The sequence below is a fragment of the Nocardioides fonticola genome (assembly GCF_039536805.1).
Lineage (GTDB): Bacteria > Actinomycetota > Actinomycetes > Propionibacteriales > Nocardioidaceae > Nocardioides > Nocardioides fonticola.
Map to the genome: position 1 here is coordinate 65,386 of NZ_BAAAZH010000026.1, position 22,233 is coordinate 87,618.

Annotated in this window: 20 protein-coding genes; 4 read left to right on the forward strand and 16 right to left on the reverse strand. The window is 73.3% G+C overall.

Annotated elements, in window-relative coordinates; translation table 11 throughout:
• Both ABD671_RS16870 and ABD671_RS16875 read left to right on the forward strand, forming a co-directional pair.
• Window positions 1–442 (forward strand): hypothetical protein (locus tag ABD671_RS16870; RefSeq protein WP_344734603.1); only part of this gene is annotated, 442 nt, incomplete at its 5' end.
• A 149-nt stretch (window positions 443–591) separates the two neighbouring features.
• Window positions 592–1,431 carry a hypothetical protein gene (locus ABD671_RS16875; protein ID WP_344734604.1) on the forward strand — a complete coding sequence of 280 codons (840 nt, stop codon included), beginning with the start codon at window positions 592–594 and terminating at the stop codon, window positions 1,429–1,431.
• A 130-nt stretch (window positions 1,432–1,561) separates the two neighbouring features.
• Here ABD671_RS16875 and ABD671_RS16880 read toward each other — a convergent pair whose 3' ends face one another.
• Window positions 1,562–2,575, reverse strand: a complete 1,014-nt coding sequence (locus tag ABD671_RS16880) for a TerC/Alx family metal homeostasis membrane protein (RefSeq protein WP_344734605.1) — start codon at window positions 2,573–2,575, stop codon at window positions 1,562–1,564.
• Between the two features lie 199 nt (window positions 2,576–2,774).
• On the opposite strand from ABD671_RS16880, the gene ilvA reads away from it, so the two are divergent.
• Window positions 2,775–4,055 carry a threonine ammonia-lyase IlvA gene (gene ilvA / locus ABD671_RS16885; protein ID WP_344734606.1) on the forward strand — a complete coding sequence of 427 codons (1,281 nt, stop codon included), beginning with the start codon at window positions 2,775–2,777 and terminating at the stop codon, window positions 4,053–4,055.
• A gap of 24 nt (window positions 4,056–4,079) precedes the next feature.
• Here ilvA and ABD671_RS16890 read toward each other — a convergent pair whose 3' ends face one another.
• A complete protein-coding gene (locus ABD671_RS16890) occupies window positions 4,080–4,682 on the reverse strand; it encodes a hypothetical protein (protein ID WP_344734607.1) in 603 nt (200 codons plus the stop codon).
• Between the two features lie 11 nt (window positions 4,683–4,693).
• Window positions 4,694–4,840, reverse strand: a complete 147-nt coding sequence (locus tag ABD671_RS16895; RefSeq protein ID WP_344734608.1) for a DUF1059 domain-containing protein — start codon at window positions 4,838–4,840, stop codon at window positions 4,694–4,696.
• A gap of 229 nt (window positions 4,841–5,069) precedes the next feature.
• On the opposite strand from ABD671_RS16895, the gene ABD671_RS16900 reads away from it, so the two are divergent.
• Window positions 5,070–6,158 carry a hypothetical protein gene (locus ABD671_RS16900; protein WP_344734609.1) on the forward strand — a complete coding sequence of 363 codons (1,089 nt, stop codon included), beginning with the start codon at window positions 5,070–5,072 and terminating at the stop codon, window positions 6,156–6,158.
• Between the two features lie 86 nt (window positions 6,159–6,244).
• Here the strand turns inward: ABD671_RS16900 and ppsA are convergent, their stop codons facing one another.
• The 13 genes from ppsA to ABD671_RS16965 form a co-directional block, all read right to left on the reverse strand.
• Window positions 6,245–8,677: a phosphoenolpyruvate synthase gene (ppsA, locus tag ABD671_RS16905; RefSeq protein ID WP_344734610.1), complete on the reverse strand. Its 2,433-nt coding sequence runs from the start codon at window positions 8,675–8,677 to the stop codon at window positions 6,245–6,247.
• Window positions 8,674–9,585, reverse strand: a complete 912-nt coding sequence (locus tag ABD671_RS16910) for a pyruvate, water dikinase regulatory protein (protein ID WP_344734611.1) — start codon at window positions 9,583–9,585, stop codon at window positions 8,674–8,676. Before ABD671_RS16910 ends, ppsA begins: the two co-directional genes overlap by 4 nt.
• Window positions 9,586–9,695: 110 nt before the next feature.
• Window positions 9,696–9,989, reverse strand: a complete 294-nt coding sequence (locus ABD671_RS16915; RefSeq protein ID WP_344734612.1) for a hypothetical protein — start codon at window positions 9,987–9,989, stop codon at window positions 9,696–9,698.
• The gene (locus ABD671_RS16920) at window positions 9,989–10,252 is read right to left on the reverse strand and encodes a hypothetical protein (protein ID WP_344734613.1); all 264 of its coding nucleotides are present in this window, start codon (window positions 10,250–10,252) and stop codon (window positions 9,989–9,991) included. The genes ABD671_RS16915 and ABD671_RS16920 overlap by 1 nt, the downstream gene beginning before the upstream one ends.
• 145 nt (window positions 10,253–10,397) lie before the next feature.
• The gene (cydD, locus tag ABD671_RS16925) at window positions 10,398–13,847 is read right to left on the reverse strand and encodes a thiol reductant ABC exporter subunit CydD (RefSeq protein WP_344734614.1); all 3,450 of its coding nucleotides are present in this window, start codon (window positions 13,845–13,847) and stop codon (window positions 10,398–10,400) included.
• Between the two features lies 1 nt (window position 13,848).
• Complete coding sequence (cydB, locus tag ABD671_RS16930; RefSeq protein WP_344734615.1) at window positions 13,849–14,889, reverse strand: cytochrome d ubiquinol oxidase subunit II; 1,041 nt, start codon at window positions 14,887–14,889, stop codon at window positions 13,849–13,851.
• A gap of 27 nt (window positions 14,890–14,916) precedes the next feature.
• Window positions 14,917–16,389, reverse strand: coding sequence for a cytochrome ubiquinol oxidase subunit I (locus ABD671_RS16935; protein ID WP_344734616.1), 1,473 nt, complete (start codon window positions 16,387–16,389; stop codon window positions 14,917–14,919).
• Window positions 16,390–16,562: 173 nt separating this feature from the next.
• Window positions 16,563–17,933, reverse strand: coding sequence for an NAD(P)(+) transhydrogenase (Re/Si-specific) subunit beta (locus ABD671_RS16940; protein ID WP_344734617.1), 1,371 nt, complete (start codon window positions 17,931–17,933; stop codon window positions 16,563–16,565).
• Window positions 17,930–18,223 (reverse strand): NAD(P) transhydrogenase subunit alpha part 2, encoded by a 294-nt coding sequence (locus ABD671_RS16945; protein WP_344734618.1) that lies wholly within the window; start codon window positions 18,221–18,223, stop codon window positions 17,930–17,932. The genes ABD671_RS16940 and ABD671_RS16945 overlap by 4 nt, the downstream gene beginning before the upstream one ends.
• On the reverse strand, window positions 18,220–19,326 hold the full coding sequence (locus ABD671_RS16950) for an NAD(P) transhydrogenase subunit alpha (protein WP_344734619.1): 1,107 nt from the start codon (window positions 19,324–19,326) through the stop codon (window positions 18,220–18,222). Before ABD671_RS16950 ends, ABD671_RS16945 begins: the two co-directional genes overlap by 4 nt.
• Window positions 19,327–19,336: 10 nt before the next feature.
• Window positions 19,337–19,921, reverse strand: a complete 585-nt coding sequence (gene thpR / locus ABD671_RS16955) for an RNA 2',3'-cyclic phosphodiesterase (protein ID WP_344734620.1) — start codon at window positions 19,919–19,921, stop codon at window positions 19,337–19,339.
• A 9-nt stretch (window positions 19,922–19,930) separates the two neighbouring features.
• Window positions 19,931–20,683, reverse strand: a complete 753-nt coding sequence (locus tag ABD671_RS16960; RefSeq protein WP_344734621.1) for a VIT1/CCC1 transporter family protein — start codon at window positions 20,681–20,683, stop codon at window positions 19,931–19,933.
• Between the two features lie 52 nt (window positions 20,684–20,735).
• Entirely contained in the window at window positions 20,736–22,187 is a 1,452-nt protein-coding gene (locus tag ABD671_RS16965) for an MDR family MFS transporter (protein ID WP_344734622.1), read from the reverse strand.
• Between the last annotated feature and the right edge of the window lie 46 nt (window positions 22,188–22,233).

Consider the following 22,233-nt stretch of genomic DNA (forward strand, 5'->3'; position numbering starts at 1 on the left):
GGCCGGCGCGACGAGCCTCGCCTGCTCCGGCCCGGTCGGCCGGCTGCGGTCCGCGCGGGCCGCCGTCCGGGACGCGCGGGCCGTGCGGACCCCCGCCGAGGAGCGGGTCGCGGCCCGCGAGCGACCACTCCGGCAGGCACACGCCGAGGCCGCCCGGGACGCCGTCCGCGACTGCCGCGACGGCGGCGGATCCGGCGGGAGCGATCGCAGTCCGAACCGGAAGGCCGTCGACCCGAGCCGGAGCGTCCCGCCGGCGCCGTCCACGGCCCCGACCACCGCGCCGGCATCCTCCACCGCGCCCTCCGCCCCGAGCCCGACGACCCCGGCCACCCCGGCGACCCCGGCCTCGCCCTCGGCCACCACGACGGGCCCCACCGCCACGCCGTCGCCGACGCCGTCCGGTGGCCTGCTGTGCGACCTCCGGCTGGCGTGCCGCCGATGAGCGGGCGGCATCGCGGCGCACGGGTCGAGTGGCGCGCGTCGCACCGGCGGAGCGGACCCGCCCGTGACGATGCGCCGCGCCGCTCGTTGGAGGAGCCAGACACCCACGCACGTGACCATCACCCGCTCCGAACCTCGGGAGAGGCCCGCATGTCCCTGACCCACACCCCCGCCCGACTCGCCGCCACGGCGGTGCTCAGCGTGACCGCCCTCGTCGGGTTCACCGCCGTCGCGACCGCCGGCATCGCCCCCGCCAGCACCCAGAGCTCGCCGACCGCCCAGCGTGCCGCCGATCCGTGCGCCGACCAGGAGCGGGCCCTCAACCAGGCCAACGAGAAGCTGGACGCCGCCAAGTCGCACCGGGTCGACACCAAGGCCGCCCTCGACCGGGCCGCGCGGAAGGTCGACCGGGCCCGTACCCAGGTCGAGGACGCCGACACCCCCGAGGAGAAGGCCGCCGCCGAGAAGAAGCTCGAGGACGCCAAGGCGAAGAAGGCCAAGGCCAAGCGCGCCGACCAGGCCGCCGCCCAGCAGGTGCGCGACCGCAAGGCCGACGTCCAGCAGGCCGAGCAGGACCTCGACGACTGCCGCGCGTCCTCCAGCGCCTCGGCGACCGCGACCTCCACCGCGACCTCGACCTCGACCGCGACCTCCACGGCCACGCCCACGAAGTCGCCGACCGCCACGGCCACCGGCTCGGGCACCGCCAGCCCGACGTCGTCCCCGAGCTCCAGCTCGAGCGGCGACCCGGTGAGCGACCTGCTGTGCACGATCGGCCTGACCGACTGCGCGACGACCACCCCGACCGCGACGTCGTCCACCTCGCCGTCCGGCACCGCGTCGGCGACGACCTCGACCAGCGCGACCCCGACGAAGTCGCCGACCTCCTCGACGTCGTCCTCGGCGTCCTCCTCGGCCTCCTCGAGCGCGAGCCCGAGCTCGACCGCGAGCCCGTCGGACTGCATCGACCTCGTGCTGATCTGCATCTGACCTGGTGCTGATCAGCCGCTGACCCGTCGCTGGTCGGCAGCACGCCCGTCCCTCCCCGGAACGCACGAAGGCCCCGCACCCCCCTGGTGGTTGCGGGGCCTTCGGCGTTACGTGGCGGACGACGGAGGGGTCAGACGGACGCCGGCGCGTCCTGCTCCGCCTCGGCCTCGGCGGCCGCCCGCTCGGCCCGCGCGGAGGCGATGAGGCTGGTGGTCGTGGTGATGGCGAGGATGCCGAGGATGACCGCCAGCGAGCCGAGGGTCGGGACCTCGGGGACGTCCTTCCAGATCATGTGCGCCCAGTGCAGCACCAGCTTCACGCCGATGAAGCCGAGGATCGCGGCCAGACCGTAGGAGAGGTGGACCAGCTTCGCCAGGGCACCCTCGAGCACGAAGTAGAGGGCCCGCAGACCCAGCAGCGCGAACGCGTTGGTGGCGAAGACCAGGTAGGGGTCGCCGGTGATGCCGTAGACGGCGGGCACCGAGTCGATGGCGAAGACGACGTCGGTGGCGAACACGGCGACGACGACGAGCGCCAGCGGGGTGAGGGCACGACGGGCGCGGCCGTTCTCGGTGATGCGGGTCAGCATCTTCGGGCCCTCGTAGGTGTCGGTGACCGGCATGACGCGGCGCACGAGCTTCACGATCCGCATGTCCTCGACCTCGGTCTGGTGCTCCTCACCGCGCAGCGCGTCGCGCAGCAGCTTGAGTCCGGTCAGGAGCAGCACGAGACCGAAGATGAGGAACACGAAGTCGAAGGCGCTCAGCGCGGCGGCGCCGAGGGCGATGAAGATGCCGCGCAGCACGAGCGCACCGACGATGCCGTACAGCAGCACCCGCTGCTGCAGCGCCGCCGGCACCGCGAAGGCCGCCAGCAGCAGCATGAAGACGAAGAGGTTGTCGACGCTGAGCGTCTTCTCCACCAGGTAGCCGGTGTAGTACTCGACGCCGCGCTCGCTGCCGTGCTGGCTCCAGACGTAGCCGCCGAAGGCGAGCGGGAGGGCGATGTAGAACGCCGACCAGGCGATGGCCTCGCGCATCGAGACCTCGTGCGGCTTGCGGGTGGCGATGAAGTCGACGACCAGCAGGGCGAGGACCGCACCGATGGTGACGGCCCACAGGGTGGGGGTGGCGATGGTGTCCACGAAGGAATGCCTCTCGAGTGAGCACCGCAGGCGCGGTGACGGACTCGAGGTCTCCCCCACCCGGAGAACCGGGCGCCTCCCGGGACACCCATCGGGGCGTCGTACTGACCGGTCGGACTTGAGTGGGGTACTCCCCTCACGCAGGAGTATAGGTGAGGGTGCCCTCACTGTTCCAGTCGGCGCCTGCGACCCTGGTGGGGTGAGTCCCGTTGCGCCCTCGCCCGGCCGCCTGCCGTCCGCCGACGACGTCCGTGCGGCGGCCGCCCGTCTCGCCGAGGTGATCGAGCCGTCGCCGCTCCAGCACCATCCGCGGCTCTCCGACCTCCTCGGTCTCGAGGTGTGGCTCAAGCGCGAGGACCTCCAGCCGGTGCGCAGCTACAAGCTGCGCGGCGCCTACACCCTCATCGCGAGCCTGGACGCCGACCAGCGGGCGGCCGGCGTCACGACCGCGAGCGCCGGCAACCACGCCCAGGGGGTCGCGTTCGCGTGCGCCCGGGCCGGCGTGCGCGCACGGGTGTTCCTGCCGCGCACCACGCCGCGCCAGAAGCGCGACCGGGTGGCTGCGCTGGGCGGCGGGCTGGTCGAGGTCGTGGTCGGCGGCGACACCTACGACGAGGCGGCCGCCGCCAGCCACGCCTTCGCCCGTTCCTCGGGCGCCACGGAGGTGCCGGCCTTCGACGATCCGCGCACCATCGCGGGCCAGGGAACGGTCGCGCTGGAGATCCTCGACCAGCTGGACGCGCCGCCCGACGTCGTCGTGGTGCCGGTCGGCGGCGGCGGCCTGCTCGCCGGTGCCCTGGCGGTGCTGCCGCAGGCCACTCGGGTGATCGCGGCCGAGCCCGCGGGTGCCGCCAGCCTCGCCGCCGGGCTCGCCGCCGGTGCACCGGTCGACCTGCCCGAGCTCGACGGGTTCGTCGACGGGGCGGCCGTGCGCCGCATCGGCGGGCTGCCGCTGCTGGCCGCGCAGCAGGGTGAGCCGCACCTGCTCGCCGTCCCGGAGGGGTTGGTGTGCGTGGAGATGCTCGACCTCTACCAGACCGACGGCATCATCGCCGAGCCCGCGGGGGCACTGGCCACGGCCGGGCTGCGCCTGGTCGGACAGCCCGGATCCCCCCTGGCGATCGCGCCGGGGTCCCGGGTCGTCGCGATCCTCTCCGGCGGCAACAACGACGTCAGCCGGTACGCCGAGGTCGTCGAGCGGGCCCTCGTGCACGAGGGTCTCAAGCACTACTTCCTCGTGGAGTTCCCCCAGGAGCCCGGTGCGCTGCGCCGGTTCCTCGACGAGGTGCTCGGTCCCGACGACGACATCACGCTCTTCGAGTACGTCAAGCGCAACAACCGGGAGACCGGCCCGGCGCTGGTCGGCGTCGAGCTCCAGGACGCCGCCGATCTCGCCGGCCTGCTGCGGCGCATGGAGGACTCGCCGCTGCGGGTCGAGCCGGTACCGCCGGAGAGCCCGCTGTTCCGCTTCGTGCAGTAGCGGCCCGGGGGCTCCGGCTCCCGGTCAGCCGGCCGAGGTCACGTCGAACCGCGTGCCCCGCGCACGGTCCTCGGTGATCGGGGCGCCGTTGCGCCGCACGACGGAGGCGGTCGTGCGCAGCTTCGGCCGGGTGAAGCCGCTCAGGCAGCTGAGCGGCAGCTCCTGGGCGACCGTGTCGGAGTTCTCGTCGACGGACGCCGTGGCGCCCTCGCAGCGGTAGTAGGCGCTGCCGGTGCCGATCATCACCGTCGCGACGCCGACCTGGGAGGAGAGCACCCAGCGGCGCTTCGTGCCGTCGACCCGCTGGCGCACGACGGTGTCGACGAACTCACGGCCGGGCGTCTTCGCCAGGTCGACGACGGTGCTCACGATCGTGAGGGTCGTGCCGTTGTTGGTGTAGCCGACGGTGCGCAGGTCGACGGTGCGGCGCTGGGCGCCGGTGGTGCGACCGTGCGTGACGACGTCGCCCCGGGGGTCGGTCGTCTCGGTGCCCGACAGCCCGTCGCCGTGCGCGCTGGGCGCGAGTCCGGTCATGAGCCCGGCGGCGAGCCCGGCTGCGAGGACGACGGCCGGCAGGCCGGCGCGGGCACGCGGACGGCGGGGGGAACGGGCGGGGAGGGGGGCCATGGGGGTGCCTCTCAGGTGGCCATGAACAGGATCATGTCGCGGTCGTACTCCCGACCGGGATGCTCGGCGGCCAGATGCTCCTGGGTGCGGGCGACGAGCTCGTCCTCGTCATGTCCGTCGACCTGGGTGCCGCAGGGGCAGATGAGGCGCGTCTTCACCCGCGCAGCGTAGACCGCGGGCGCCGGGAGCGACGCGGAACGACGGTGCCCGATCCACACGGGATCCACATCAGATCCACGTGCGATCGACACGACGGTCACGAAAGGGTCCAGACCAGCACTCAGGCCGGCTGCTGGGACGCCGATGAGCAGGCCAGTGCGTCGGTAACCCGCCGGCCCTGCAGAATCGAGTAAGCCCGTGCTCCGTAATTGGCTCAAGTCCCCCCTCGTGTCCTCCATGACCGTGCTCGCCGTCGCCGCCGGCGGCGTCGCCGTCACCGCCCCCACGGCGTCGGCCGCCCCCCGTGCCCACGCCGCCCACGCCGCCCACGCCCAGCACCGCGACGCGACCCCGCAGGACTGCGTCGCCGCCGGCCGCCCGGTCAAGAAGGCCCGCGCCGCCGCCAAGGCCGCCCGCGGTCAGCGCGCCCAGGTGCAGGCGAAGTCGCGTCTGGCCCGGGCGCTGGCCCGCGAGGCCTCGGTCTGCCTGGACTCCGTCGCCCTCGACGACCTGCTGGCCATGCTGCCCGAGGACGTCGCCGCCCAGGTGCGGCAGCTCGTCGACGACATCGCGACCGTGCTCAGCACCGTCAGCGAGGACATCCCCGGCGCGAACAGCGCCGAGCTCGACACGATCATCTCCAAGCTCTCGGCCCTCGACGCCGACCAGATCGTGGCGCTGCTGACCGACCTGCTCACCCAGCTGCAGAACACCGGCGGGGACCCCGAGGCGGTGGCGACCGTGCTCACCACCGTGCTGAGCGGCATGGGCGAGGACCCCACCGACCCGGGCAACGTGGACGACGGCGGCGACCTCGGCAACAACGGCCAGGTCGACGACCTCGCCACCCTCATGCAGAACCTGCTGCACTACCTGACCCACACCGACCTGTCGGGTCTGGCCAGCCAGCTCCACGACCAGATGATCAAGATGCAGCAGGAGTTCTCCGACTTCCTCGACCAGCTCGTCGAGGCGCACCCCGAGCTCCAGGTCCTCGTCGACCTCTTCGACCAGCTCGGCTTCGACGACGCCTCGGGCTCCGCCGACACCGACGACGTGGCGGCCGGCTTCGGCGGCATCCTCGGCGCCCTGTTCGGTCACTTCGGCCACGGTGCCCACGCGGTCGACCACGGCATCGGCGGCATGCTGAACGCCGGCGGCCTGGCGGGCGTCATCCAGCAGATCTTCGGCAGCGGCCAGAACTCGCTGTGGAGCGGCCTGTCGGGCCTGTTCTCCTCGATCTTCGGCGGCTTCGGCTCCGGCGGTCTCTTCGGTGGTCTCTTCGGCGGTCTCTTCGGGGCCCCGGCGAAGGGCTGATCACGACACACCACGACCCAGCACGACACAGCGGGGGTGCGGCCGACCGGCCGCACCCCCGCTGTCGTGTTCCGGAGGATCGAGGATCAGCTGGGCGACTGCCCCGCGAGCCGCAGCCAGGTGCTGACGACGGTGTCGGGGTTGAGCGACATCGACTCGATGCCCTGCTCGAGCAGCCACTCGGCGAGGTCGGGGTGGTCGGAGGGGCCCTGACCGCAGATGCCGACGTACTTGCCCTGCTTGCGGCAGGCGGCGATCGCCAGCTCCAGCATGTGCTTGACCGCCGGGTCGCGCTCGTCGAAGCCCGCGGCGACCAGGCCGGAGTCGCGGTCGAGGCCCAGGGTCAGCTGGGTCATGTCGTTGGAGCCGATGGAGAAGCCGTCGAAGAACTCCAGGAACTGCTCGGCGATCACGGCGTTGGACGGCAGCTCGCACATCATCACGACCTGGAGCCCGTTCTCGCCGCGCCGCAGGCCGTGCTCGGCCAGCAGCCGGACGACGCCCTCGGCCTCGGTGAGGGTGCGCACGAACGGGATCATGATCTTGACGTTCGTCAGGCCCATCTCGTCGCGCACGAACCGCAGCGCCTCGCACTCCATCGCGAAGCACTCGGCGAAGTCCTCCGAGAGGTACCGCGACGCACCGCGGTAGCCGATCATCGGGTTCTCCTCGTGCGGCTCGTAGGCCGGACCGCCGACGAGGTTGGCGTACTCGTTGGACTTGAAGTCGCTCATGCGCACGATGACCGGCTCGGGCGCGAAGGCGGCCGCGATGGTGGCCACGCCCTCGGCGACGCGCTGCACGAAGAACTCCCGCGGGCCCGGGTAGGCCGCGATCGTCTCCTCGATCTCGGCGCGCAGCGCCGGGTCGAGGGAGTCGGGGTCGTGCGCGAGGTCGAGCAGCGCCTTGGGGTGGATGCCGATCTGGCGGTTGATGATGAACTCCAGACGGGCCAGGCCGACGCCGGCGTGCGGCAGCCGCGAGAAGGCGAAGGCCTGCTCGGGGGTGCCGACGTTCATCATGATCTTGACCGGCACGTCGGGCATCGCGTCGAGTTCGGTGCGCTCGACGTCGAAGGGCAGCGTGCCCTCGTAGACCAGGCCGGTGTCGCCCTCGGCGCAGGAGACGGTGACCGCGCGACCGTCGGCGAGATCGCGGGTGGCCGAGCCCGTGCCGACGACGGCGGGGATGCCGAGCTCGCGGGCGATGATCGCGGCGTGGCACGTGCGGCCGCCGCGGTTGGTGACGATCGCCGAGGCCCGCTTCATGATCGGCTCCCAGTCGGGGTCGGTCATGTCGGCGACGAGCACCTCGCCGGGCACGAACGTGTGCATGTCCTCGATGGAGGTGAGCACGCGCACCGCGCCGGCGCCGATCTTCTGCCCGATCGCGCGGCCCTCGACCAGCACCGAGGCGGACGCCGACGCGGCGGCGTCCATGCGGAACCGCTCGAGCGCGCCCGAGCGCCGCGACTGCACGGTCTCGGGGCGGGCCTGGAGGATGTAGAGCTTGCCGTCGAGGCCGTCGCGACCCCACTCGATGTCCATCGGGCGGCCGTAGTGCTGCTCGATGACCAGCGCGTGGCGGGCGAGCTCCTCGACCTCGGCGTCGCTGAGGCTCAGCAGGCGGCTGTCGGCGGGGTCGACCTCGACGAACTCGGTGGTGCGGCCCACCGTGGCGTCGGTCGTGTAGACCATCTTGGTGGCCTTCGCGCCCACGCCGCGCTTGAGGATCGCCGGGCGGCCCTCGCGCAGGGCCGGCTTGTAGACGTAGAACTCGTCGGGGTTGACTGCACCCTGGACCACGCCCTCGCCGAGGCCGTAAGCGGAGGTGATGAAGACGGCGTCGGTGAAGCCGGACTCGGTGTCCATGGTGAACATGACGCCGGAGGCGCCGATGTCGGAGCGCACCATCCGCTGGACGCCGGCCGAGAGCGCCACCGCGGCGTGCTCGAAGCCGTGGTGCACGCGGTAGGCGATCGCGCGGTCGTTGTAGAGCGAGGCGAAGACCTCGCGGATCGCGACCAGCACCGCGTCGATGCCGCGCACGTTGAGGAAGGTCTCCTGCTGGCCGGCGAACGAGGCGTCGGGGAGGTCCTCGGCGGTGGCCGAGGAGCGGACGGCGAAGGACGGCTCCTCGCCGGAGGCGGCCCGCGCCTCGGCCGCGAGCTGCTCGTAGGCGGCGCGGACGTCGGCCTCGAGGTCGGCCGGGAACGGCTGGGCGACGACGGCCTCGCGGATCTCCTTGCCGACCTCGGCGAGGCGGCGGACGTCGTCGGTGTCGAGGTCGCGCAGCAGGGCGTCGATGCGCTCGGCCAGCCCGGTGTCGCCGATGAAGCGGTGGAAGGCCTGCGCGGTGGTGGCGAAGCCGTTCGGCACGCTGACGCCGAGGTCGGAGAGCTGGGAGACCATCTCGCCGAGGGAGGAGTTCTTGCCGCCCACCTCCTCGAGGTCGGCCATGCCGAGCTCGGAGAACCAGCGGACGTTGACGGCGGAGCCGGCGGTGGGGGTCGAACTCATCGTTGTACCTCGTGATCGGTGCTGCGGCGGGCGGTCTGGCGGACGACCGGGGTGGTACCGGACTTCGCGAGAGTCTGGAGGATCAGGGCCGAGATCTCCTCCACCGAACGAGCGGAGGAGTCGATCGAGGGGATCCGGTGGGCGGCGAACATCTCGCTCGCGCGGCGCAGCTCCCAGCGGCACTGCTCGGGGCTGGCGTAACGGGAGCCGGGCCGGCGTTCGTGCCGCACCCGGCTGAGTCGATCGACCGTGGTGGTGATCCCGAAGCAGCGGTCCCGGTAGGAACGCACCGGCTCGGGGAGGTCGAGCGACTCGAGGTCCTCGTCGACGAGCGGGTAGTTCGCGACGTAGAGACCATGCTGGAGGGCCAGGTACATGGAGGTCGGCGTCTTCCCGCATCGTGAGGGTGCGAGAAGGATCACGTCGGCCTTGTCGAGGGCGCGCAGGCTCTGGCCGTCGTCGTGCTCGATGGTGAACTCCACCGCCGCCATCCGGGCGTTGTAGCGCTTGATGTCGCCGACGCCGTGCAGGCGCAGCGCCTCGCGCTTGCCGCGGCGTCCGAGCACCTTCTCGACCTTGGCCATGTGCAGCTCGAAGAAGTCGATGCTCGGCGCCCGGGTGCGCCCCAGTTCGAGGCGGACGGCGTCCTCGGCGGCGGTGATGAAGACCAGCGGCGGCACGGGGCCGGCGTCCAGGACGGCGTCGATGTCGGCGACCACGCGGCGGGCGGCCTCGACGGAGGAGATGAACGGGATCGTGCGCCGGTCGAAGACGAGGTCGGGGAACTGCAGTAGCAGCGCGTTGCCCATCGTCTCCGCGGAGATGCCCGTGCTGTCGGAGAGGAAGAACACCGGCACGACGGCGGTGTCCGCGACCGTCCGCTCGGGCACGGCGTCGCCTTCGGTCATTCGCCCTCCGTCGGTGCGCAGGCCGGGCAGGCCACCCGACCGGCGCCGGGATCACCGCACCGTAACGGCCGCAGCGCGCCGAGGACAGGGCAACGGGTCCCGGGGCCTGCTCAGAACGACGTGGCGCGCGTCACGCCCGCACGCCGGCGGGCGGCGCGGGGACGGAACCGCTCGCGCCGCTCGAGCCGGTCGAGCACCGCGCCGCGCAGCGCCACGACCTCGCCGGCCCAGCGGGCGGGACGGCGTGCCGAGCCCGGCGTCGCACCGCAGGCGACCAGGGTGCGACCGGTGGTCTCCCACAGGGCGTCGAGTTGCGCGGATGAGAGGTCGGCGAGCGTGCGCTCGAGCAGGCGCGGGTCGGCGAGCAGCGCCGGCCCGGGCACGTCGATGCCGGGGCCGGCCATCAGGCGCCCCGACGGCCGTCGACGACGGCGTCGCCGAGCTCGTCGAGGTCGACCCCGAGGCCGACGACGGCGCGCAGCTGGGCGAGCAGGTCGACGACGTCGGCGGTCGTGGCGGCCGGCTGGGCGCCCGGCGGGCGCAGCAGCGAGGGCATGAACGGCGGCCGGTGGCCCTCCCGCAGCCCCGCGATGTCACCGGTCTCGACCCGGTCGAGCGCATCGGCGGCGCTCTCGCGACGCTCGCGCGCCGGGCGCCGGGCGATCACGGTCTCGGCGAATCCTCCACCGACATCGATCGCATCGTCATGGACACGTGTAGCAGCAGTGTTGTGCATCGAGCTCCCCCTTCGATGCCCGGGCCCTTCCCCGACCCGGGTGGAGCGCCCCTCCCCGGGCTCTCCGACCGACAGCCTAGCGGGGATCGTCGTCCCGTGGTGCCTGACGGGCAGGGACGACGGTCCCGATCTTCGATACCCCCAGGGGGATCATCGGGTCGAGGGGCGCGAGGGTGACCACCTCGTCGACGAGGTCGAGACCGACGGGGCTGTGGGTGATCCAGAGGACGGCGCGGTCGCTGCCGATCACCTGCCGGCCCAGCACCTCGCGGGCCAGCGCCGTGGCGGTCGCGTGGTCGAGGTGCGCGGCCGGCTCGTCGAGCACCAGCACGGCCGGCCCCGCGAGCACGGCGCGGGCGACCCCGAGGCGGGCCCGCTCGCCGCCGGAGAGCGCGGCATGGCCGTCGCCGAGCCAGGTGTCCAGGCCGTCGGGCAGCGCGTCGAGCCACGGGCCGAGGCACGCGCGGCGCAGGGCGTCCTCGACGGCGGCCCGGTCGGCGTCCGGTCGGGCCAGGCGCACGTTCTCCAGCAGGGTGGTCGCGAAGACGTGCGGGTCGTCGTCGACCAGCCCGATACGCGTCCGGACGTCGTCGAGGGCGAGGGAGCGCAGGTCGGCGCCCCCGAGGGCGACCCGCCCGCCGGCGGGGTCGAGGAAGCGCAGGGCCAGGGCGGCCACCGTGCTCTTGCCCGATCCCGACGGGCCGACCAGTCCGATCCGGCGGCCCGGCTCGAGGGTGAGCGAGAGGAGTGCCGTCAGCGGGGCTCCCGGCGTCCAGCGCGCGCGGGCGGCGTCCCAGGCGACGGCGTCGCCGACGGGGAGGCCGGTGGCCACGGTGTCGCGCACCGCCGGGGGCGTGCGCTCCCAGCGGTCGAGGCGGTCCTCGGCCGCGCGGGTGCGGGCGTCGAGCGCGCCGGCGTCGGCCAGCGGCATCAGGACGTCGGCGAGCGCGAGCGGCAGCAGCACGAGCAGGGCGAGCATCGGGCCGCTGACCAGGCCCTGCTCGGCCGGGGAGCGGCCGAGCAGGGCGGTCGCGGCGATGCCGGCCCCCGCGAGGGCGAGCACCCAGAGCCGACCGGTGGTCAGACCGGCTGCGGCGCGGACGCTCGCCCGTCCGAGGCGGTCGGAGAGCACCCCGACGCGCTCGACGGCGGCCTCGGTGGCCTGCCACATGCGCAGCTCGTCGGCCACCTGCACCGCCTCCACGACGGCGGCGGAGAGGGCGGCACGGTCGTCGAGGGAGCGCCGCTCGGCGCTGCTCGCCCCGATCCGGGCGAGCAGCCACGCGCCGCCACCGGCGACCACGGCGGTGCCGACCAGGGTCAGACCCGCCAGCGGCAGCAGCCAGGCCGCCACCGCGGTGGCGAGGGTCGTGGCGAGCAGCGCGGCGTGCAGCGGCGAGCGGACCCGCAGCTCGCGGTCGACCACGCTGTCGACGTCGTCGACGATGGAGGACAGGACGTCGCCACGCCGTCCGGTCGTGCCCAGCCGGGCCGGCACCAGGGGCACGAGCGCCTCGTAGACCCGCACGCGGCGCTCGGCGAGCAGCCGCAGAGCGGCGTCGTGGCTGACCAGCCGCTCGGCGTAGCGCAGGGCCGGGCGAGCCAGGCCGAAGGCGCGGACGCCGACGATGGCGACCAGCATCGTCAGCACCGCGGGGCGATGCGAGGCCTGCACGATGAGCCATCCGGCGGTCGCGGTGAGGGCGACGCCGGACGACGAGGCCAGGCCGCCGAGCAGACTGCCCAGGGCGAGCCGGGAGCCGAGCGAGGCCCGGGTGGGCTCGGGTGCGGCGGACGCCGTCGTCACCGGGGCATCCCCGGCACGATCCGACGGGGCGGTGACCGCCGGCACGGACGGGCCCGGAGCGGACGCCGGGGCCGGCAGCCGCAGCACCAGGTCGGCGAGCTCGACGAGCTCGGGCTGGTGGGCCACGACGACGACCGCCGCCTCCCGGGCCAGGTCGAGCACGGCCCCGGTGACGATGCGCTCGGTGACCGGGTCGAGGTGGGCGGTCGGCTCGTCGAGCAGCACCCAGCGCCGTCCGCCGACCCGTACCGCGAGCACGACCCGGGCCAGCGCCAGCCGGGCGCGCTCGCCGGCCGAGAACGGGGCGCCGTCCTCGCCGACCGGGGCCTCGAGCCCGCCGGGCAGCGCGGCGATGCGCTCGGCGAGCGCGACCTGACCCAGCACGTCCTCGAGTTCGGCGTCGCTCGCGGTGGGTGCGCCGAGGCGCAGGTTGGCGGCCACGGTGTCGGCCACGAAGACCGGCCGCTGCGGCAGCCAGGCGATCCGGCGCTGCCAGGCCGGACCGCCGACGCGGACACCGCCCGCCGTGATCGTCCCGGTCGCCGGCACGAGCCCTGCGATCGCCGCGAGCAGGGTCGACTTCCCGCATCCGGAGGGGCCGACGAGCGCGGTCAGGCCGGCGGCCGGCACCTGGGCCGAGAACGGCGCGAGCGCCGGGGTGCGGCGGCCGGGGTAGATGACCGAGAGGGCGAGCAGGTCGAGCCCGACGCCGTCGGGAGCGGCGACACCCGTGGCACCGGCGGCAGCCTCCGCGGCGTCCAGCACCGCGGTCGCCGCCTCGAAGGTCGCCGTGCCCTCGGCCGCGGCGTGGAACTCCGCGCCGACCCGGCGCAAGGGCCAGTAGGCCTCCGGAGCGAGGAGCAGCACCACGAGCGCGGTGCGCAGGTCGAGGTCGCCGCCGGCGAGACGGACGCCGACGGTGACGGCGACCAGCGCGACCGAGAGGGTCGCCACGGTCTCGAGCACGGCGGAGGAGGCGAAGGCGACGCGCAGCGTGCCCATCGAGGCCCGCCGGTAGCGGTCGGTGACCGCGCCGATGCGGGCGCTCTGCACGCGGGCGCGGCGGTAGGCGACCAGGGTCGGCAGGCCGCGCACGACGTCGAGGAAGTGGCCCGACAGGGCGCTCATCTCCCGCCACTGCTCGGCGGCGCGATCGCGGGTGGCCAGGCCGACCAGCGCACCGAAGAGCGGCACGAGCGGCAGGGTGGCCAGCACGATGACGGCGCTCAGCAGGTCCTGCGTCGCGATGACCACGACGGTGAGCGGCGGCAGCACCGCGGCGAGCACGAGCGCCGGCAGGTAGCGGGTCAGGTACGGCTCGGCGGCACTCACCCCGCGGGTGAGCAGCACGGCGGTCCCGCCGATCGACGCCGACTCTCCGGCGCCGGCCGCACCGGCCGCACCCGGGGCGGCGAGCTCGGCCGCCATCAGCCGGCGGCGCAACGCCGTCCCGACCCGGGCGGCGGCCCGGGCGGCGGCGACGTCGCCGATCCAGCCGACCAGGCCCCGCGCGGCGAGGACGACGGCGACCACGACCGCCCAGCGGACGGCGTGGTCGTGGGGGCGGCCGGGGAGCACGCTCAGCACCAGCTCCGTCACCGCGACGGCCTGCCCGATCACGAGCAGGCTCGCCACGACCCCGGCGCCGAGCATCGCACCGAGCGATGCGCGGGCCGGGGTCAGGTGGCGGATCAGGCGGGGATCCAACGGGCGGGCCATGTCAGCCGCGCGCCGCCGGAGCCGCCGGACCCTCGACCGCCGCGGGCGCCACCGGGATGTGGTGGACGCCGATGCGGCGGCGGAACACCCAGTACGTCCAGGCCTGGTAGGCCAGCACGACGGGGGTGAAGATCACCGCGACGATCGTCATCACCTTCAACGTGTAGGCCGTCGCGGCCGCGTTGGTGGTGGTGAGGCTGACGCCGTCCGCGAGCGTGGTGGGCATGACGTCGGGGAAGAGCGCGAGGAACAACCCGGCGACGGCCACGGCGATGGCCGCGAAGGTGCCGGCGAACGCCCGTCCCTCCCGACCGGCCAGCAGGCTGGCCAGCCCCGCGAGCAGCAGCACCGCGGCCAGCGCGAAGGCCACCGCCGAGGCGAGGGTGCCGGTGAGGATCTGGGTCCAGACCAGGAAGACGACGGCGACGACGGCGGTCGGTACGCCGAGGCGGGCACCGAGCGACCGGGCCTCGTGCCGGATCGGGCCCTCGGTCTTCAGCGCCAGGAACACCGCACCGTGGGTGAGGAAGAGCAGCAGCGTGGTCAGCCCGCCCACCAGGGCGTAGGGGTTGAGCAGGTTGAAGAAGCCGCCCGCGTACTCCTTGTCGGCGCCGATCGGAACGCCGCGCAGGATGTTGGCGAAGGCGACGCCCCACAGCAGGCTCGGGAGGAACGAGCCGCCGATGATGGCGGCGTCCCAGCGGCGGCGCCAGGTGGCGTCGTCCCGCTTGCCGCGGTACTCGAAGGCGAGGTTGCGCACGATGAGGGCGACGAGGATCAGCAGCAGCGGCAGGTAGAACCCGCTGAAGAGGGTGGCGTACCACTCGGGGAAGGCGGCGAAGGTCGCGCCGCCGGCGACGAGCAGCCACACCTCGTTGCCGTCCCAGACCGGGCCGATGGTGTTGATCATGACGCGACGCTCGGTGTCGTCCTTGGCCAGCACCGGCAGCAGCATGCCGACGCCGAAGTCGAAGCCCTCGAGGCAGAAGTAGCCGATCCACAGGACCGTGATCAGCCCGAACCAGACGGTGGTGAGTTCCATGACGTTGCTCCTTGCGGCGAGCGGGGCTCAGTAGGCGAAGGCCAGCGGGCGGTCGGCGTCGGCGCCGGCGTCGCCGTCGGTGTCCGAGGCGGCGGGCAGGGGCGCGGCGCCGTTGCGGATCGCGGTCATCAGCAGGCGCAGCTCGACGACCGCGAGGACGCCGTAGACGGCGGTGAGGGTGATCATCGAGATCAGCACCTCCCAGGCGCCGACCGTCGGCGAGACCGCCTGCGCCGTGGTCATGAGGCCGAAGACCGCCCACGGCTGACGGCCGATCTCGGTGAAGATCCAGCCGAAGGAGTTGGCGAACAGCGGCAGCAGGGGCAGGGCGACGGCGACGGGGAGGACCCAGCGACCGGACGGCGTCCGGCCTCCGCGGGTGGCCCAGAGCACCCACGCGCCCAGGGCGACGCCGAGCATGCCGAGCCCGATCATGATGCGGAAGGTCCAGTAGGTGACGGGGATCATCGGGGTGTAGTCGCCGGGCGAGTAGTAGGTGGCACCCGGGTCGTTGCCGTAGGTGGTGCGGTACTCCTCGCGCAGCTGGTTGATGCCCTGCACCTCGCCCGAGGGGCTGCCGGTGGCCAGGAACGACAGCAGCCGCGGGATCTTGATGGAGAAGACCTCCTCCTTGCCGTCGAGGTTGCCGATCGTCAGCACCGAGAAGGCGGCGTCGGACTCGGTGTCGTAGAGCGCTTCGGCGGAGGCCATCTTCATGGGCTGCACCTCGGTCATGACCTTGCCCTGGAAGTCGCCGCTGATGGCCACGCCGATGCCGGCGACGATCACCATCACCGCGGCCGAGCGGACGGCGGCGCGGTACATCGCGTGGTCGCGCACGGCCTCGGGCAGACCGAGGTCGGAGCCGGCGCGGGTGCGCACCAGGTGCCACAGGGCGACGCCGAGCACGAGGCCGGCGGCGGTGAGGTAGGCCGAGAGCAGCACGTGCGGGAAGGTGACCAGCTGGACCTTGTTGAACATGACGGCGGCGAAGTCGGTCATCTCCGCGCGTCCCGTCGTGGGGTTGTAGGTGTAGCCGACGGGGTGCTGCATGAAGGAGTTGGCCGCCAGGATGAAGTAGGCCGAGAACAGGGTGCCGACGTGCACGGCCCAGATGCAGGCGGTGTGCAGCCGGTCGGAGAGCCGCCCGCGCCCGAAGATCCACAGCCCGAGGAACGTCGACTCCAGGAAGAAGGCCAGCAGACCCTCGACCGCCAGCGGGGCGCCGAACACGTCGCCGACGAAGCGGGAGTAGTCGCTCCAGTTCATGCCGAACTGGAACTCCTGGACGATGCCGGTCACCACGCCGATGGCGAAGTTGATGAGGAACAGCTTCCCGAAGAACATCGACAGGCGCAGCCAGCGCTCGTCACGCGTCCGCAGCCACTGGGTCTGGTAGCCGGCGACGATCGCCGAGAGACCGATCGAGACCGGAACGAAGAGGAAGTGGTAGACGGTGGTGATGGCGAACTGCCACCGAGCGAGATCGAGCGCGTCCACGGCGGACTCCTGACGACTGCGGAGGGTGATCGACTGTCGTCCCTCACGCTAGGAATCCGGGCACCCGCCCCGACACGGACGCGCGTCCCGACCCGGTGCTCCCCCGCGGCCCTCGGGCGGGGGACCTAGGGCCCGGGCCGTCGGGGTCGCGGGACTCGTCGACGGCCCGTGCCTCAGAGCGCCTTGACGGCTCCCAGCAGCTTGCCGAGCGTCTCCTTGGCGTCGCCGAAGAGCAGCGTGGTGCGCGGGTCGAAGAGCAGCTCGTTCTCGATGCCGGCGAAGCCGGGGCGCATCGAGCGCTTCATGAACACGACCTGGCGGGCCTGGTCGGCGTCGAGGATCGGCATCCCGTAGATCGGCGCGGACGGCGTGGTGCGCGCGGCCGGGTTGACGACGTCGTTGGCGCCGACCACCAGCACGACGTCGGTGTGCTTGAACTCGCCGTTGATCTCCTCCATCTCGATCAACTGCTCGTAGGGCACCTGGGCCTCGGCGAGGAGCACGTTCATGTGGCCGGGCATGCGGCCCGCGACCGGGTGAATGGCGTAGTCGATGGTGACGCCGCGCTCGCTGAGCAGGTCGACGAGCTCGCGCAGCGTGTGCTGGGCCTGGGCGACCGCGAGGCCGTAGCCGGGCACGATGATGACCCGCTGCGCGTAGGCGAGCAGGATCGCGACGTCCTCGGGTCCGGCCGATCGCACCGGCCGGTCGGAGGCCTCCCCGGCGCCGAGGGTCGAGCCGCCGCGCAGCGCGCCGAAGAGGATGTTGGCCACCGATCGGCCCATGGCGCTCGCCATGAGCAGGGTCAGGTAGGTGCCCGAGGCGCCGACGAGCGTGCCGGCCACCAGCAGCGTCACGTTGGCGAGCACGTAGCCGCCGGCGGCGACGGTGAGGCCGGTGAAGGCGTTGAGCAGGGAGATGACGATCGGCACGTCGGCGCCGCCCACCGGCAGCACCAGCAGGACGCCGAGCACGAGCCCGAGCAACGCCAGCAGGACGCCGTCGAGCACGGCCGGGTCGCGCACGCACGCGACGGCGAGGACGACGGTGGTGAGCAGGCCGAGGCCGAAGAGCACGGGCAGGCCGGGGAAGATCACCGGCCGCGAGGTCATGAGCTCCTGGAGCTTGGCGAAGGTGACGACCGAGCCGGAGAACGACACCGAGCCGACGACGACGGTGAAGACGGTGGCGGTGACGTCGAACCACGGGGTGGCGGCGTCCATGTGCTGGAGTTCGAGGAGCGCGACGAGAGCGGCCGCGCCGCCGCCGACGCCGTTGAACAGCGCCACCATCTGCGGCATCTGGGTCATCTGCACCCGCTGGGCACCGACGACGCCGCCGGCCGAACCGATCGCGATGGCGGCCAGCATGAGCGGCACGTGGTCGAGGTCGAGGGTGAGGAACGGGACGGCGACGGCCAGCACCGCGGCGCCCGCGCCGACCAGGTTGCCGACGCGCGCGGTGCGCGGACCCGACAGGCCCTTGAGCGCGAGGATGAAGCCGACCGCGCAGAGCAGGTAGGTCAGCTCGGTTCCCCGGCTCACTTGGGCGCCCGCTTCCGGGTGAACATCTGCAGCATCCGGTCGGTCACCACGAAGCCGCCGACCATGTTGACCGAGGCCAGCACGATCGCGACGAGGCCGACCGCCACCGCGATCGTCGAGTCGGTGGTGCCGGTGACGATGACGGCGCCGAGCAGGATGACGCCGTGGATGGCGTTCGCGCCCGACATCAGCGGCGTGTGCAGCGTCGAGGAGACCTTGCTGATCACCTCGATGCCCACGAACACGCTGAGCACGAAGATCGTCAGCCAGACGATCGGGTCGTCGGTCATGCCCCACTCCCTTCCCCGGCGGCGCCCGGCGCCCCGGTCACGCAGCTGGCGGCCACGATCTCGTCGTCGAAGTCGGGGTCGAGGACGCCGTCGCGCGTCATCAGCGCGACCAGGTTGACGACGTTCTGCGCGTAGAGCCGGGACGCCGGACCGGGCAGCTGCGAGGCGACGTTGCGTCCGCCCCACACCTGCGCCTGCCCGATGCGGACGACGTCGCCGGCGACCGATCCCTCGACGTTGCCGCCGGTGTCGGCGGCGAGGTCGACGACGACCGAGCCGGGCCGCATCTGCTCGACCATGGCGCGGGAGACCAGCAGCGGGGCACGGCGTCCGGGCAGGGCGGCGGTGGTGATGAGCGCGTCGGCGGCGGCGACGTAGGGGGTGAGCAGCTCCTGCTGGAGCCGGGCGCGCTCCTCGCCCATCTCGCGGGCGTAGCCACCGCTGCCCTCCAGTGTCGGCAGGTCGAGTTCGATGGCCTGCGCGCCGACGGAGCGGATCTCCTCGGCGGCGGCGGCCCGCACGTCGTAGGCCTTGACGACCGCACCGAGGCGGCGGGCGGTGGCGATCGCCTGGAGACCGGCGACGCCGGCGCCGAGCACCAGCACCTCGGCGGGCGGCACGGTGCCGGCGGCGGTCATGTTGAGGGGGAAGAAGCGGCGCAGCATGCCGGCGGCGACGATCGCGCAGCGGTAACCGGAGACGAGCGCCTGGGAGGAGAGGGCGTCCATCGTCTGGGCGCGGGAGATGCGCGGCACCCGTTCCATCGCGAAGCTGCGCACGCCGCCCGTGGCGAGGGTCTCGACCACCTCGGGGACGGCGTCGACGGGGAGGAAGCCGACGGTGGTGGTGCCCGGCCGCAACCGGCGGGCCTCGTGGCGTTCCAGCGGTTGCACCGAGAGCACCAGGTCGGCGTCGGTGTGCGGATCGTCGGCTATCAGCGCACCTGCCGCGACGTACTCCTCGTCGGAGTGCTGCGCCTCCAGCCCGGCCCCGGTCTCGACGACGACCTCGTAGCCCAGCGCGGTCAGCCGCCCGACCAGGTCGGGCACGAGGGCGACCCGCTGCTCGTCGTCCCGCAGTTCTCGTACGACGGCGATCCTCACCCTCGCGACACTAGACCCGCCCGGCGCCTCCGAGCGGGAACCGCGCCAGCTCCTCGTGGCGTGCCCCACCTCGCGGACCCTCGCCCAGGTGGGAGGCGAGGACGACGACGTCGGCCGGCGTCCACGCGGGCCCCCGGTAGGCGTCGAGCACCCGCACGAGGGCCAGGACGCCGCGGGGCCGGCCGCTGCGGGCCACGGTGAGATGGGGCCGGAACCGGGCCCCGTCGGGCGCGGCCCCGGCGCGGGCCGCGGCGGTACGACAGCCCGCGGCGAGCAGGTCGAGCTCGTCGGCCGACGCCGGGTCGAGGTCGAGACCGGCCCAGAGCACCTTCGCGCGGTCGACGTCGGGGAACGCGCCGCCGCCGGCGATCGCGACCGAGCCGAGCCGACGCCGGGCGGCGGCCGAGGCGGTGCCCTCGAGCAGGTCGTCGAGACGCCAGTCCTCGATGTCGGCGACGAACGCGAGCGTCAGGTGCACCTGGCCGATCGGGCTCCAGCGCAGCTCGGCGACTGCGTCACGGCGCGGGTCGAGGAAGGCGTCGAGGTCGGCGATCGCCTCGTCCGGCGGCACCAGCGCGGTGAAGATCCGGGGCATCGGCGCGGGTCAGACCTGGGCGCCGAGCAGCGCTCCGATCAGGTAGGTGACCCCCATCGCGAACAGGCCGCCGAGCACGTTGCGCACCACCGCGGCCTTGGCGGGGCCGTAGCCGAAGCGGGCCGAGGCCCAGCCGGTCAGGGCGAGCGCGAACCCGACGGCCACGACCGTCACCGGCACCCGCACGCCCGCGGCGAAGAGCGTGATCGTCAGCAGCGGCAGCAGGGCGCCGAGGGTGAAGCTCACCGTCGAGGCGAGGGCGGCGTTCCAGGGGTTGGTGATGTCGTCGGGGTCGATGCCCAGCTCGGTCTCGGCGTGCGCGGCGAGCGCGTCGTGGGCCGTCAACTGTCGGGCCACCTCGAGGGCCAGCTCGGGGGTGAGTCCCTTCTCGACGTAGAGCCCGGCGAGCTCCTCGAGCTCCTCCTGGGGCTCCTCGACGAGCTCGCGGCGCTCCTTGTCCAGCAGCGCCTGCTCGGAGTCGCTCTGGGTGCTCACCGAGACGTACTCGCCGGCGCCCATGCTCAACGCACCGGCGACCAGGCCGGCGACGCCGGCGACCAGGATGGCGGTGCGGTCGGTGGTCGCACCCGCGACACCCATCACCAGGCCGGCGGTGGAGACGATGCCGTCGTTGGCGCCGAGCACGCCGGCACGCAGCCAGTTGAGGCGGTTGTTCAGTCCGCTCTGATGCGGTTCGTCGTCGTGCGGGCCGACGTCCTCGGGGCTGACGTCGTCCAGCTGCGCAGGGCTCAGATCGGTCATGGTTCCATCGTTCCGGTTCGTCGGGATCACGACAACGAAGGTGAGGCTGGGCTCAACCGTCGACCTTCGCGGGCGGACGCATCAGCGCGGCGGCGCCGATCAGCAGGACGGCGACCGCGGCCGAGGCCGCGAAGACGGTGTGGATGGCGGGGTCGAGCACCCCCACCGAGAGGTCCTCCAGGGACGGCGCGCTGTGGCCGAGACGCTCCTTCACCTCGCCGTTGGCCAGCGCCCCGAACACTGCGACCCCGACGGCGCTGCCCACCGAGCGGGCGAACATCGTGGTGCCGGTGGCGACCGCCCGGTTCGACCAGTCGACCGCCGACTGCGCGGCGATGACCGACGGACTCACCACCAGACCGAAGCCGAGGCCCATCACGAAGCACGGCAGGGCGACCAGCCACAGCGGGCTGTCGGGGCCGATGAGCAGCAGCAGGGAGGTGCCGGCGATGCCGACGACGGCGCCGATCGCCATCGTGGCGCGGAAACCGATGGAGAGGTAGAGCCGGCCGGCGTTCGAGGCCGCGATCGGCCAGCCCAGCGTCAGCGCGGCCACCGCGAGACCCGAGACGAGCGCCCCGTGGCCGAGCACGCTCTGCGCGTAGAGCGGCACGTAGGACGACAGCCCGAGCATGAGGACGCCGACGACGACCGAGCCGAGCATCGCCGAGGCGAGCACCCGGTGCCCGAACACCCACAGCGGCAGCACGGGCTCGGCGGCGCGGCGCTCGACGGCGACGAAGACGAGCAGGCTCGCGATCGCCACCGCGAAGAGGGAGATGCTCGCCGGGGAGTCCCACGCCCACCGGACGCCGCCCTCGAGCAGACCGAGCAGCAGGGTGATGCCGCCGAGGCTGAGCAGGAGCGAGCCCGCGTAGTCGATGCGGTGGGGCCGCCGCTCGACCTGCTCGCTGAAGTTGCGCCACAGCGCCCAGGCGGCCAGTCCGCCGAGCGGCAGGTTGACGAAGAAGATCCAGCGCCAGGAGAGGTAGTCGGAGAACACGCCGCCGAGGGTGGGCCCGACCACCGAGGAGATCGCCCAGACGCTGGCGATGTAGCCCTGCACCTTGGCGCGCTCCTCGACGCTGTAGATGTCGCCGATGATCGTCATGCCGATGGGCTGGACGGCGCCGGCACCGAGGCCCTGCACCGCCCGGAAGACGATGAGCGAGCCCATCCCCCAGGCGAATCCGCACAGCAGCGAGCCGAGCACGAACAGGCCGACTCCGAGCAGCATGAGCGGCTTGCGGCCGTACTGGTCGGCGAGCTTGGAGTACACCGGCGTCGAGACCGCCTGGGCCAGCAGGTAGACCGAGAACAGCCACGGGAACTGGGTGAACCCGCCGACGTCGGCGACGATCGAGGGGACGGCGGTGGCGAGGATGGTCGAGTCGATCGCCACCAGCGCGGTGCCGAGCATGACGCCGAGCAGCACCGGGCCGCGCTCGCTGCGCAGGCCGACCGAGGATCTGCTCACCGAGGTCGCGGGTCCGGTCGTGGTCACGATCCGGCTCAACCCGGTCAGCGGCCCGGGTGTTCCCCGGCCGGGT

Bases quoted from the DNA above. Each gene is read 5' to 3' on its own strand.
- ABD671_RS16890 (WP_344734607.1), bottom strand. From the start codon at position 4,682: ATGGCCCCCCTCCCCGCCCGTTCCCCCCGCCGTCCGCGTGCCCGCGCC.
- ABD671_RS16915 (WP_344734612.1), bottom strand. From the start codon at position 9,989: ATGGCCGGCCCCGGCATCGACGTGCCCGGGCCGGCGCTGCTCGCCGAC.
- cydD (WP_344734614.1), bottom strand. From the start codon at position 13,847: ATGGCCCGCCCGTTGGATCCCCGCCTGATCCGCCACCTGACCCCGGCC.
- ABD671_RS16945 (WP_344734618.1), bottom strand. From the start codon at position 18,223: ATGACCGACGACCCGATCGTCTGGCTGACGATCTTCGTGCTCAGCGTG.
- ABD671_RS16875 (WP_344734604.1), top strand. From the start codon at position 592: ATGTCCCTGACCCACACCCCCGCCCGACTCGCCGCCACGGCGGTGCTC.
- thpR (WP_344734620.1), bottom strand. From the start codon at position 19,921: ATGCCCCGGATCTTCACCGCGCTGGTGCCGCCGGACGAGGCGATCGCC.
- ppsA (WP_344734610.1), bottom strand. From the start codon at position 8,677: ATGAGTTCGACCCCCACCGCCGGCTCCGCCGTCAACGTCCGCTGGTTC.
- cydB (WP_344734615.1), bottom strand. From the start codon at position 14,889: ATGGAACTCACCACCGTCTGGTTCGGGCTGATCACGGTCCTGTGGATC.
- ABD671_RS16910 (WP_344734611.1), bottom strand. From the start codon at position 9,585: ATGACCGAAGGCGACGCCGTGCCCGAGCGGACGGTCGCGGACACCGCC.
- ABD671_RS16960 (WP_344734621.1), bottom strand. From the start codon at position 20,683: ATGACCGATCTGAGCCCTGCGCAGCTGGACGACGTCAGCCCCGAGGAC.